The organism is Teretinema zuelzerae (assembly GCF_021021555.1).
Taxonomy (GTDB): domain Bacteria; phylum Spirochaetota; class Spirochaetia; order Treponematales; family Treponemataceae; genus Teretinema; species Teretinema zuelzerae.
In genome coordinates this window covers 116,173-129,131 of the sequence record NZ_JAINWA010000001.1, presented here as the reverse complement: position 1 = coordinate 129,131, position 12,959 = coordinate 116,173, and the positions used below count along the sequence as shown (strand labels likewise).

At 52.8% G+C, this 12,959-nt stretch carries 11 protein-coding genes and 1 tRNA gene; all 12 read left to right on the top strand.

Annotation, left to right across the window (positions count from 1 at the left end):
* Positions 1-446 precede the first annotated feature (446 nt).
* The 12 genes from K7J14_RS00630 (at position 447) to K7J14_RS00575 (ending at position 12,920) form a co-directional block, all read left to right on the top strand.
* Positions 447-1,211, top strand: a complete 765-nt coding sequence (locus K7J14_RS00630; RefSeq protein WP_330165588.1) for a class I SAM-dependent methyltransferase — start codon at positions 447-449, stop codon at positions 1,209-1,211.
* Complete coding sequence (locus tag K7J14_RS00625) at positions 1,208-2,767, top strand: ATP-grasp domain-containing protein (RefSeq protein WP_230752126.1); 1,560 nt, start codon at positions 1,208-1,210, stop codon at positions 2,765-2,767. The genes K7J14_RS00630 and K7J14_RS00625 overlap by 4 nt, the downstream gene beginning before the upstream one ends.
* Positions 2,745-3,803, top strand: a complete 1,059-nt coding sequence (locus K7J14_RS00620) for an N-acetylmuramoyl-L-alanine amidase (protein ID WP_408033962.1) — start codon at positions 2,745-2,747, stop codon at positions 3,801-3,803. The genes K7J14_RS00625 and K7J14_RS00620 overlap by 23 nt, the downstream gene beginning before the upstream one ends.
* Positions 3,800-4,351: a GerMN domain-containing protein gene (locus K7J14_RS00615; protein WP_330165581.1), complete on the top strand. Its 552-nt coding sequence runs from the start codon at positions 3,800-3,802 to the stop codon at positions 4,349-4,351. Before K7J14_RS00620 ends, K7J14_RS00615 begins: the two co-directional genes overlap by 4 nt.
* 68 nt (positions 4,352-4,419) lie before the next feature.
* A complete protein-coding gene (locus K7J14_RS00610; protein WP_230752122.1) occupies positions 4,420-5,478 on the top strand; it encodes a flagellar filament outer layer protein FlaA in 1,059 nt (352 codons plus the stop codon).
* Positions 5,479-5,558: 80 nt separating this feature from the next.
* Positions 5,559-6,818, top strand: coding sequence for a (p)ppGpp synthetase (locus K7J14_RS00605; RefSeq protein ID WP_230752121.1), 1,260 nt, complete (start codon positions 5,559-5,561; stop codon positions 6,816-6,818).
* A 57-nt stretch (positions 6,819-6,875) separates the two neighbouring features.
* Positions 6,876-6,947: transfer RNA gene (locus K7J14_RS00600), tRNA-Glu, on the top strand.
* A 70-nt stretch (positions 6,948-7,017) separates the two neighbouring features.
* Complete coding sequence (locus tag K7J14_RS00595; RefSeq protein ID WP_230752120.1) at positions 7,018-9,492, top strand: helicase C-terminal domain-containing protein; 2,475 nt, start codon at positions 7,018-7,020, stop codon at positions 9,490-9,492.
* A gap of 389 nt (positions 9,493-9,881) precedes the next feature.
* A complete protein-coding gene (gene rpsT, locus K7J14_RS00590; RefSeq protein ID WP_230754734.1) occupies positions 9,882-10,151 on the top strand; it encodes a 30S ribosomal protein S20 in 270 nt (89 codons plus the stop codon).
* A gap of 112 nt (positions 10,152-10,263) precedes the next feature.
* Positions 10,264-10,602, top strand: coding sequence for an HU family DNA-binding protein (locus K7J14_RS00585; protein ID WP_230752119.1), 339 nt, complete (start codon positions 10,264-10,266; stop codon positions 10,600-10,602).
* Entirely contained in the window at positions 10,602-12,230 is a 1,629-nt protein-coding gene (gene lnt / locus K7J14_RS00580; RefSeq protein ID WP_230752118.1) for an apolipoprotein N-acyltransferase, read from the top strand. Before K7J14_RS00585 ends, lnt begins: the two co-directional genes overlap by 1 nt.
* Before the next feature lie 12 nt (positions 12,231-12,242).
* Entirely contained in the window at positions 12,243-12,920 is a 678-nt protein-coding gene (locus K7J14_RS00575; protein WP_230752116.1) for a response regulator transcription factor, read from the top strand.
* Positions 12,921-12,959: the final 39 nt, after the last annotated feature.

The window sequence follows — 12,959 nt, the reverse complement described above, 5'->3', positions numbered from 1 at the left end:
CAATCGACTCGCGCGCCAGGGGAACCCGGAAAACATCCGAAGGCTACACGATTTCCGGCCTTGTGGAAAATTTGCGGGAGAGCCTCTGCCACTACGATCTGGTGGTGACCCATTACGGCTTTACCGCCTTCGAGGCCCTTGCCGCAGGCTGCCGCGTTATCTTGTTTTCTCCTACCGCATATCACTACCGCCTGGCTAAAGCCTACCGGTTCGCCGCGATTCCTCCGCATTTTCCCTTTATCCGCTCTATCGTGCATTATCTGGAGAAGGGTATCCCGGTTCCTTCTGTTATCACGCCCAAGACAGTCCAATCCGATTTATCCGACCTTCTCGGACTGTTGGCAAATCGAACGGTGCTGCCGTGCCCCTTGTGCGGAGAACACCGGTCGCGCTCCGTCATCGTGCGAAGAAACGACCGGACCGTCTGCTCTTGCGCCGCCTGCGGAATGCTCTATCCTTCTTTCATCGTGGGCCCCGGCCGCGAATACGGAGGAGCGTATTTTTTCGAAGAATACCGAACGCAGTACGGCAGAACCTATCTGGAAGATTTCGAAGCCATCCGCTCGCAGGGGCAGAGGCGGATGAAGATCATCGCGTCCCTGCATCAGGGCTCGACGCTTTTGGATATTGGTTGCGCATACGGCCCCTTCCTGGTCGCTGCCCGGGATGCCGGCTGGGACTCGGTCGGAACAGATATTTCTCCTGAAGCCGTATCCTACGTGCGCGAACGCCTTGAGCTCCATGCCTGCGTTTCCGCGTTTCCTGCGCCCGATCTTCAGGGTTTTTTAACCGGAAAACGATTCGACGCAGTGACTCTCTGGTTCGTCATCGAACATTTCATGGATTTGGAGAGCGTTTTCGAGCGTATCCGCGAGCTGTTGGTTCCGGGCGGAATTCTCGCGTTTTCGACTCCTTCCGCCTCCGGAATATCAGCGCGAAAAAATCGCGCCTCGTTTTTGGCGAAAAGTCCCCGGGATCATTTCAGCATCTGGACGCCGCGCCTTGCCAAGGCTCATTTAAAACGCTACGGCTTCCAGGTCGTGAAAATCGTATCCACAGGCCATCATCCCGAACGATTCCCCTTCATGGGCACCGCCGCAGAGGGCTCCCCGAGGTGGAGAGCCGCGAGCGCCTTAAGCCGGCTGTTCAAGCTCGGCGATACGTTCGAGGTGTATGCGATGAAAAACGGCGTTGTGGAGGACTGGTCATGAAAAAGCGAATATTGATGCTCGGCGCCGGAGTGATGCAAGGCGTTGCGATCGCCTGCGCGAAAGAGAAAGGCTGGGAAGTCGTCGCCTGCGACGGAAACCCGGACGCGCCCTGCAGAAAAGCGGCCCATCGGTTCGCCCCCATCGATTTGAAGGATGTCGGCGCTTTGACCTCCTTTGCGAAAGAATTACAGGCGAACGGCGGCCTCGACGGCGTATTCACCGCCGCGACCGACTTTTCCGCGTCCGTCGCAGCCGTCGCCCGCTCGTGCGGTCTGCCCGGCCACTCCCTGGAAGCCGCCCTCAACGCCTCTGACAAAACGCGGATGCGCGCCTGTTTTGCGAAAGCAGGCGTTCCTTCCCCGAAATACATCGTGGTCGGCGATCCCGACCCCGCAATTTGCGCGTCGCTGATGAAGCAAGCGGAAATCGGCTATCCCGTCGTTGTAAAGCCGGTGGACAACATGGGCGCACGGGGCTGCAGAAAAGTAGACTCCGAAACGTCCCTGTCTTCCGCTCTTTCGTCGGCTCTCCGGTTTTCGAGAAGCGGCACCGCGATCGTCGAAGAATTCATGGAAGGCCCGGAATTTTCGATCGAAGGGCTCTTTTTCGACGACTCCCTCCATTTGACCGGTCTGGCCGACCGGCATATCCGGTTTTCTCCCTATTTCATCGAGATGGGACACACTATTCCAAGCTCCTTCCCGGCTGAAACGCAAGAAGCGCTTGTCCGCGTGTTCGAAGCAGGCGTCCGTTCCCTCGGCCTTTCCCACGGCGCGGTAAAAGGCGATATAAAACTGACGCCCCTCGGTCCGATGGTCGGGGAAATCGCCGGACGCCTTTCCGGCGGATATATGTCTGGATGGACCTTTCCCTATTCTTCCGGGATTGATCTAACCGGCGCCGCCCTGGATCTCTGCGCGGGATCGAGGCCTGATTCTCTGGTTCCTGCTATCGACATGGTGTGCGCCGAACGCGCGTGGATATCCATTCCCGGCACGGCCGCTGTTGTTTCCGGACTTCAAAAGGCCCGGACGATACCCTTCGTCCGCGATATTCTCCCGCGGATAGAGGAGGGCGCTTCCCTCGTATTTCCCACGAATAATGTCGAAAAATGCGGCAACTGCCTTGCCGTAGCGCCCGATCGCTTGTCGGCCTCTTCCGCCGCCGAAGAAGCTTGCCGGACCGTCTTCATCAGACTGGAGCCCGGCAATCCGGAAACCGACGCCTATTTATCAGTTGCTCCCGGCTGCGAACCCCGATTTCCTCCGGACGCGTTTACGCTTTCGCAAGACTCGTATCCGCTCTCGTTCGATCAACCCGTTTTGTATTCGAATGTGTATATGCCGAAAGCCCTCTTTTCGCGCAAAGATTCGGCAACAGACTGGCACGGATCGACTGTTGCCGGCGCGCTGTCAAAAGCGTTGTCGATAGCGCCCGGCTTGTCGGAACTGCTTTCCGTTCCGTCTCATCCGTTGTATCAGCCCTGTTGGCTTGCTTTTTTGCGAGGCGGCGCTCAGGGTTTGGTGTACGTCTATGATGCGAATGCGTCCAGTTAAGCGGGCCTGGCTGTGCGCCCTTCTGGCAGCGCTCTTCTCGTCCGCGATGCACGGTGCCGAGAGTGCGCCGCTGGTATCGTTGCAAACCGCGGCGGATACCATCGACGCGGTATATTTCTGGGACCCGCTGTCGGGCATGATAGTGGTGTCAAAGAACGGGCATCAGGTCAATTTCAGGCCTGACGATCCGTTGGTTTTATTCGATTATTCCCGATTCGATCTGATGGATCCGCCGGTCAGAAGCTCCCGCGGGGTGTTCCTGACATCTTCTTTCGTGTCCGAGCTCGAGTCTTTCTTCGCCCAGCCGGCGCCGAGCGTGCAGTACCGCGTCGGCGCGATTCTGATAGATCCCGGCCACGGCGGAAAGGATCCAGGCGCCGTCGGCAAGGCCCGCGTCGGCGGTAAAACTGTCGAAGTAAAGGAGAAGGATGTCGTTCTTGCCGTGGCGAAGGATCTTCACGCGCGCTTGCGCAGCCAGTATCCCGACAAGAAAATCCTGTTGACCCGCGACGGAGATACCTATCCGACTCTCGAGGATCGGGTTGAAATGGCCAATTCCATACAATTAGGCGCCCATGAAGCGATTTTGTACGTCTCGATCCATGTAAACGCCGCGTTTAATACAAAATCATCCGGTTTCGAGGTGTGGTATCTTTCCCCCGATTATCGGCGGACCGTTATCGACAAGGCGGGAAACGACGAAGCCGCCGCCATCCTTCCCATTCTCAACTCCATGATGGAGGAAGAGTTCACGACTGAAAGCATTTTGATAGCGAAAAGCCTCCTCGATAGCCTCGATGCCCAAATCGGAACGCAGAGCAAGAACCGCGGAATAAAGGAAGAAGCATGGTTTGTGGTGCGGAACGCCAAAATGCCCAGCGTTCTGGTAGAGCTGGGCTTCGTCAGCAATCCTGAAGAAGCGGCTTTGCTTGCCGATCCCGCCTACTTGCGGAAGTGCGCGCTGGGTATATATAATGGTTTATCTTCGTTCATAACTCATTTTGAAAATTCCAGGGGATTTACCACGCTGCAATGAAAATCATAGATTCGCTCGCATCAACTCTGTCCATGCTCGCCGCGAAAGCCCGAAGAACCCATACCCCGGTCCAACTTGCGGTTATCGCGGCCTGCGCCGCCGTTCTTTTAGCTCTTTTTGTAATGCATGCATTCATTCCGAACCGTACGCGCAGTCTTTTTTCTTTTCCGGTTTCCGCAGTTTCCTCGAAGACGAAGACCGAGGTGCGCTACCTTGCGGATATGAAAACGCTTGATGAACAGTTTACGTTATATGTAGAAGAACTGGTTCTCGGTCCGATGGAGCCCGGCTTGAAACCTCTTTTCAATCGCGGCACCCGGATTCTGCGATCATTCGTGCGCGGAAAAGACGCTTATATTGATCTTTCTTCAGAAGCACTCCTTCCCGAAGCCGGAATTCCTGATTTTCCGACGGCGCGTGATATATTTAAAAAAAATGTTTGTACAAATTTCAGAAATATTGCTAAAATATATTTATATATAGAAGGTGTAGAGGTATTCGGAGGAGATGCTCCCCGTAACGCGCAGGTGCAGACTGAAAAGCGTTGACAAAAGGTTTTTCTTCCGTATACTTCTATCTTGACAGGGCTATAATACGTGCATTAAAGGAGCTTTGAATGAAAAGGAGATTCATACTTGTTGCAATCGCGCTGCTTTTGGCTGGCGGGTTTGCAATGGCAGAGGAAGCGGTCCTTATCGATTTCGCACTGCTCAACGCGGACATTGTTGAAGATGCCAACGGCAAGATGACAATGAACCGGAGAACAGTCATGGACTTTTCCACTGTTGCAGGTGCCAGTTTCACGGAAGAACAGAAGGCACTGATGAGAACTTCGCTTGCCATTGATTCATGGGAAGTAGTTCTCAATTCTTCAGCCCGGAACGTTAACAGCGTATCTGTTTCCCGCGCGAAGTCTTCGCCGGTGAGCCAGAACGCGAAAAATTTCGCCGGCCAGACCGTTCTGGGCGTTCGGGTTAATTTCCCGTCCTGGAATGCGAATGCCAACGCGGTTATTCGTCCCTCGTTCGACATCCCGAGCTATGAACCCATGGCTCAGGTTGCAGACGATGGTACTGTGCAGCCGCCTACCGATGAAGACAAGGCCGCAGGCATCTCCCGCTTCGAAGGCGGATACGGTGTCGTGAAGAATGTCGGCGTTCTTAAATCAATCGCGGTTAACACCTATGGAATGAACTTCCCTCATGGTCTGTACGTCCTTCTTCGGGACCAGAACAACGAGGAACGCCGCTATTTCATGGGCTACCTCAACTTCGACGGCTGGAAAGAGCTCGTATGGCAGAATCCCCAGTACGTTTCCGAAGTCCGCACCCGCGAAGTGCGCCTCTATCCCGTGTATCCGACAGCTTTCCCCTATCAGACATTCACTGGCTTCCTCGTGACCAGGGATGCCGCTCATGACGGCGGAGACTTCGTTGCATACTTCAAGGATGTGAAGGTTATCTTCGACAAGGCCGTGCTCAACACGGTTCGCGATTTCGCTGATGAAGACCTCTGGGGAATCCAGACCAAGAAAGAAAACGATCGGAAGGCTCTCGAAGTGTCACGCTTCGGAGGCATTCAGGTTCTTCGCTTCCTTGAACAGGAAAAGATGGCTGCTGAAGCCGGATTTACTCCTTCTGAAGGATCCGCGGCCGCAGGCGAAACTGCTGAATAAGGATTCAAACCCTTTAGAAAAGGACCCGAAAGGGTCCTTTTTTTATTGAAAGTGCTTTGGTTACTTATTATAGTTACTATATGATTTCATCAACTCCCGTCAGTCCATGGCTTCCAGACCGCGAAGCTCTTAGTGTGAAATATGATTCTTACTCTCCTCATCTTCAGATACTGCTTGAACGACTGGAGTTGAAGCTGAGATCATGCATATCCGTTTCCTCTGTTCCTACCTATAAATCGCGCGTTAAAGGATTCAACAGCTATTACCGGAAGCTTTTACGAAACATACCGGACGATATAACCCAAAAAACCGATCTTCCCGTAGTTACCGATATAATCGGAATAAGAATTATTTGCGCGTTTCTGGAAGATTTATCCGTGGTAGAAAAAACGCTTCATGACTGTTTCACCGTCTACGAGGTTGAACGCAAGGGCGCCGACCGCACGTTCAGGGAGTTCGGCTACGAGTCGACCCATGTGCTTCTGGCCATTCCCGAGGAAATGCGTTCAGACCTTGTTCTGCCCGAGGGCTTGATATTCGAGATTCAGGTTCGCACGATATTGCAGGACGCCTGGGCGGAGGTAGAGCATGAGTTGGTATATAAGTCTGAATTTTCGCCCTTCGATCTTCCCTTAAAAAGAAAGCTTGCTTCGATAAACGCGAGTTTAAGCCTCGCAGACATCATTTTCCAGGAGATACGTGATTATCAGAATAAGCTCAACAGGGAGTTGGATAAGAGGCGGGGCAGTTTTTATCACAAGGCCGACATGGAAACTGAGCTCGAACTTCCGCGGCTTGAATCTCAACTGCAAGCGTCTCCGGCGGCTGCGGCGGAAGGAAGCGCGGCCCTTTCGTATGTGCAGGGAACCATAGACGATATGATTCTGGATGCGATAGAGGCTCACAACGCAGGGAACCTTGAACGGGCTGTATCTATCTATAGCGCCATCATTCAGGCTTCTCCGAATGAAACAGTGTTGTCCGTTATATACAAGCACAGAGGTATGGCCTATTTCGCCCAATCGCTGTATGAAGACGCGCTTAAAGATTTCTTGTTGAGCGCCGAAGCAAAAAAGGACAATTTCCGCGCCTATTATTATATTGCGATCGTTCAAAGCGTATTGAACAGAAACGCGGAAGCGGTGGAGAACTTTTCGGCTTCGCTGGCATTAAATCATTATCAGCCCTATGTCTATTTCAGGCGCGCTCAGTCCTATTATCACCTGGGAATGTTTACGGAAGCCCTCACCGATCTGGATTCGGCAGTCTCGCTCGGATTCAATCGCGAGGAAGAAAAACAGCTGCGAAAACAGATAATCAAAAAAATTGATACCTTATAGGTAGTTGACAAAAAATCTGATTTTTTGTATAAATCATACATCAACAACACGTTGCATGTCTCCTTCGTCTAGTGGTTAGGACATCGGGTTTTCATCCCGACAACAGGGGTTCAATTCCCCTAGGAGATGTTGACCTTAATATGGTCGTTTCAGGTAAGGACTTAGGGTCCTTACCTTTTTTTTTCGCCGGGAGGGGTTTATGTCTGATATGGATATGCGTTTCAGCCCCGCAGTCCGCGAGATTCTCTCCGCATCCATCAGCGAGGCCGGCGGCAACGAAGTATTCGCGGCCTGCTGCCTTGACGGCGAGGGATGCATTACAACTATCACCATTGCCGCCCGCGGCCATCAAAGCGCGGTTCCTGTAATACGCTCCGCGGCGGAAAACGCGGAAGTTCTCGTGCATAACCATCCTTCCGGCAATTTGACGCCGAGCGACGCCGATTTGAACATCGCCTCCCAGGCGGCGGAGTCGGGATTGGGCTTCTACATCGTTAATAACGACGTCACCGACGTCTATGTCGTCGTGGAGCCTGTTTTGAGCCGCGAGAAGGTACCGCTTGATCCTGAGTATGTTTCAGCCCTTCTCGACGAAACCGGCCCCCTGGCTCAAAATCGTTCGGATTACGAGGAACGGCCGTCTCAGCTGCAATTGACGAAGGAAATCGCCGCTTCGTTTAATGAAGGCTCGATCGGGGTTTTCGAAGCGGGCACGGGAGTTGGAAAAAGTTATGCCTATCTGCTGCCCGCGATGCAATGGGCATTGCAGAATAAAGACAGAGTCGTCGTTTCTACGGGAACCATCAATCTTCAACAGCAATTGATCGATAAGGACATCCCGCGGGCTATTGAAATCATCGGCCAGCCGATAAAGGCGGTTCTGATCAAAGGCCGCCAGAATTATGTGTGTCTGCGCCGCTTGCAGGAAGCCGTCGGGGAAGCTTCGATCGAAAGCGATTTTTTTGAAGACGAAACGGAGGAGCTTCGCCGCATTCAGCAATGGGCGGAAACCACTTCCGACGGAAGCCGTTCTGATTTAACCTTTATGCCCAGAGAAGAGGTCTGGTCTCGAGTTTGTTCGGAATCGGATGCCTGCATGGGAATGCGTTGTTCGCGCCATGAAGAATGCTTCGTCATGCGCGTCAGGAAGGAAGCCGCTTCTGCCTCTCTGTTAATCGTCAATCATCATTTGCTGTTCGCAGACCTGGAAGTGAGAATGGCCGGGGTAGGGTACGACGATACGGCGGTTCTTCCCCCGTTTCATCATATCGTGTTCGACGAAGCCCATTCCATGGAAGGAGCGGCCACCAGTTTCTTTTCCGAGTATTTCACCCGTTTTAAGGTACTGAAGCAGCTTTCTCTGTTGTATCGAGTCCGCAGAAGCTCGGTCGCGGGTCATCTCATCTCCCTTGAGCGGCTTTCTTCGTCTGCCGGAGAGGTTCAGGACGCCCTTGCAGCCGTTCAGGAAATTAAAGCCTCGTACTCGGACGCGGAAGACTGCGCGATGCGCTTATTGGGGGATGCCTCTACCTGGCGGCTTTGTTCTGAAACCGCTTCCGCCGCAAACGAGCTTTTTCCGGTTCTTTCCAAACTCAGAGGCGCTGTATCGGTCTTTACCGGAGTCGTGCGTACGGTGCTGGAAGGCATAGCGGAGGAGGATCAGGATGATCCCATCGTCTGGGAATCGAAATTCGCCCTGCGCCGGATCGAGTTCATCGGATCCTTATGCCAGAATTTCTGCGAATGGTCGGAGCGTCCGGAATCGGTGTTTTGGATCGAAAAAAAGCGGTTGGCGAACCGTTCTCCCCGGGGAGACTCGTCAGAGCCTTCGTGGTACCCGCGCTTTGTGCAGACCCCCTTATCCATCGCTCCCATGATGCTGGAAGGGGTTTTCGAACCCTTCAGAACCGTAGTCTGCACATCGGCCACGCTGAGAATAGCGGATTCGTTCGATTTCTGGCTCAGGAGGGTCGGCGTGACCCGGGCAGACCCGCAGCGGATACGAACCGGCATATTCGAGTCTCCGTTTCCTTATGCGCGAAATGTGCTCTTGGGCATACCGACTGATTCTCCCCTGCCTGATTCGCCCGAATTTCAACTGTGGGCAGAAACAGCCATTATTTCGCTGCTGCAGGCTTCCGGAGGACATACGCTGGTCCTGTTCACCTCGTATGAATCGCTCAGATCGGCCTGCGAAGCCGCGAGAAGGGTTCTTTCACCCCTGGGCATGCAGATTCTCCGCCAGGGAGACGACGACCGCTTCCGTCTGTTGGAAGCGTTCAAGACAGACGAATCGAGCGTTCTGTTCGCCACGGACTCTTTCTGGGAAGGCGTCGACGCCCCCGGAGACGCTCTGCTGCAGGTGATCATGGTGAAGCTTCCCTTCCGCGTACCGAACGATCCTGTTCACGCCGCCCGGTCGGAGGCAATATCGCTTTCCGGAGGAAATCCGTTTATGGAATTAAGCGTTCCGGAAGCTGTTGTGCGATTTCGTCAGGGATTCGGCCGATTGATGAGACGGAAAACTGATAGAGGTTCGGTGGTTGTGCTTGATAGGCGTTTGCTTGCGAAGCGGTACGGGGCCGTCTTTTTACAAAGCATTCCCGAAACAGCTGTTTGTTTCGATTCGATGCATGTATTGTCCGATTCGGTCGAACGGTTCATCTATAGATAAAAAAAAGGAACCCCTTGGGGTTCCTTTTCGAAAGCCTTGTTCAAGGCGGGTATTATTTGAAGTCCTTCGGACGGCGTTCGACGCGCTTGCACTTCGAGCATTCCGCAACATTCTTCAGTTTTCCGCTTTCAAACAGGGTTTTCATGATAACTTCGCCGCCGCACGTACAAACAAACTTGTGTGTCGTAACTGACGTACGAGAGTTCTTACTGGCTCCACCCATGTGTAATCTCCTGAAAACAAATATAAGAATCACAATAGTGAAAACCTCGGGAAGTGTCAAGCAAAAAGGCGCGGATTTTCTCAAGATTATATGTCCCGCACTTGACGTATTCCAACTCTTTTGGTAATCTTCCTACACAGTATTATTTCGGGGGTTCCCTTTGGCAGTGAAAAGTTCTTCTGCAGTCAAAAGACATAAGCAGAGTGAAGTACGGCGGATCAAGAACAAGGCCGTGAAGAGTTCAGTACGCACAAGTGCGAAGAAATATGTCGCGAGCATCCAGTCCAAGGACGCGGCTGCAGCCGGCGATCTTCTTCGTTCCCTGGTGAAAGAACTCGACACCGCCGCTCGCAAAGGCATTATTGCTCGCAACGCGGCCGCTCGAAAGAAGTCGCGGATGCAGAAATTGTATAACGCCTCTTTTGCAGCAAAATAACAGCTTCTGATTCGTCGCTTGTCGAGAACCGCAACGGTTAATTACCGCTTGCGGTTTTTTTTTCTTAACAAGTATATCGTTCTATGATACGATACCACTGAAGAGGAACTTCATGAATTCTGGAAAGCAAACAAAAAGCGAGCTTATAGAAAACATCTACCAAAAAAGCGGTCATGAGCTGAAGGATATTCGCGGCATCGTCGATTTGTTTTTGGAAGAAATAAAAAGCGCCCTCGAGAACGACCAATGCGTAGAGCTTCGCGGATTCGGCACGTTCGAAATTCGCGAACGCAAGGGAAGAAAAAAAGCGCGCAATCCGAAAACCGGCGAAATCGTCAGCGTGGAAGACCATGCCGTGGTCGCTTTCCGGTCCGGGAAGGATCTGAAAAACACCGTATGGGACATTCCTTCCCGCAGATCCGCCGACGGAGCCTCCCGGGATACCAAGTAATGGCTTCCAAACTGAATGCCTTTTTCGTCAATTTCTTCCTATTAGTTCTTTCCGTTTTATTGTTCGCCCTCCCGCAACCGAATCTTATATCTCTTCACGGTTTTCCCTTTCTTGCGTACATAGCGTTCGTTCCTCTGTTTCTTCTGGTTCGCAGAATCAGTTTTAAATCGTCTTTTGTATGGGGCGGCATGTACGGACTTCTGTCGTACTGCCTTTTTACCTATTGGCTGGGCGTGTTCCATCCCCTGGCGATGTACGTCATCGGGATTTTGTATTTTTTCTGGCTGTTGTGCATTATTCCCCTTCTTAAGCTTGCGGATTCGGCCTTTCCGAAGCGCGGGTACATTCTTCAGTGGGTTATCTGGATAGGGTATGAATATGTTAAAACCCTGGGCTTTAACGGATATTCCTACGGCATTATCGGCTACTCGCAGTGGACGCTTCCATCGGTTATCGGAATCGCATCGATTTTCGGGGTATGGGGCGTGTCGGCTCTGGCGGTGTTTCCTTCGGCGTGGATCGCGGGGGCATTCAAGGACGGTTGCGCCGGTCCGGTGAAAACCTGGGGCACGGGCGTGCGTTCCTTCGCCGCGCGCAATTACGGCTACGCCATAGCTTGGGGCGTTTGCTTTTGCGCGGCTTTAGTCTACGGAACGGTTAAGCAACAGGACTGGACGGCGAAGGACTCGGTTCCGATCGCGCTGATTCAGCCGAACAGCGACCCCTGGATGGGCGGAATCGCCGCTTATAAAAAAGACTTTGAGACGCTGACCCGCCTGTCCGATCAGGCTTTGGAAGCGCATCCTGAAACCGCCCTGGTCGTGTGGCCTGAAACCGCATTTATCCCGCGCATCGACTGGCATTACCGGTACCGGGAAGATCGGGAATCCTGGGAGCTGGTTTCGCGCCTTTTGCAGTATCTTGATTCGGCTCCGGTTCCCTTCGTACTCGGCAACGACGACGCCGTCATGGGCCCTCTCGAATCGGGAGAACTCGGACGGCTCGACTATAACGCAGTATTCCTTTTCCGGCCGGGCGAGAATGTGAATCCTCCCCGGCCCGAGCGATACAGGAAAATGCACCTTGTTCCGTTTACCGAGCATTTTCCCTACAGAAAGTGGCTTCCCTGGGTGTATGATTTGCTCATCGCGAACGATACGCATTTTTGGGAGAAGGGATCGGACCCCGCTGTTTTTTCGGCAGCCGGCCTGGTGTTTTCCACGCCGATCTGTTTTGAAGACACCTTCGGCTATATTTCCCGCCGTTTTGTGCGTTCCGGCGCTCGGGCGATCGTGAATTTGACTAACGACGCCTGGGCGAAGAGTTTGCCGTGCCAGTACCAGCATTTGAGCATGGCAGTCTTTCGAGCGGTAGAAAACCGCGTTCCGCTGGTAAGATCGACGGCCTCGGGCCAAACCTGCTTTGTTGATCCCGACGGCCGCGTTACCGCTATGGCCCCTCCTTCCGAACCCGCGTATCTCGCCGGCAGAATCCCTCTTGTCTCTGATTATTCTCCAACCCTATATACCCGGTGGGGTGACGTTTGGGGAATTGCGTTCTTTGCAGTATCATGCATGGGCTTGATCGCGGCCGTGTTGACAAAGCTTCGAAAGGTATACGAAAATTAGGCAGGTATGATGATGGAAACACGAAAAAAGATTTTAATTGTAGACGACGAGCAGATTAATGTAGAATTCTTCGACCTCATGCTGTCGAAGCTCGGCTTCATCGTTGAAAAAGCCGCCAACGGCCGGGATTGTCTCGAAAAAGTTAAGGAGTTTTCTCCGGACCTGATAATGCTCGACAACATTATGCCGAAGATGTCCGGCTGGGAAGTTACGCGGATTCTGAAGAATGACCCCGAGTACGCTGAATGGCACGACGTGCCCATAGTGATGTTCTCTGCGATGGACGACGTAAAGGATAAAATCGAAGGATTCGAACTGGGCGTCGACGATTACATCACGAAACCCTTTAATTTTTCCGAAGTTCTCGCCCGGATACGCTCCGTGCTCAGAAATCATGAATTGATCGATCAGCTGAAAAAACGCGAATCCCGCATCGCGCTGCAGGAACAGCTCTCGCGGAATCTCATCGATTACGTCGAGCTGGTTTCGGAAAAACTGCTCGCGCTCTGTTCTTCCCCCGCCGTGCCGCAGGATACCGCCTTTAAAGCTTCTCTGGACGCCTGCCAGCTTGAGTACAGCCGTCTTCAGGACAAGATTTCCGTTCTTCAGGAAGAAGCGGTGAAGCTGAAGAGCCGCGAAATCGCAGTATCTTCCCTGGAGAATGAACTGCGCAAAGCGTACAGCGAATAATCCTATGATAAGCGAACAAAAGCGGACAGCTATAGATCT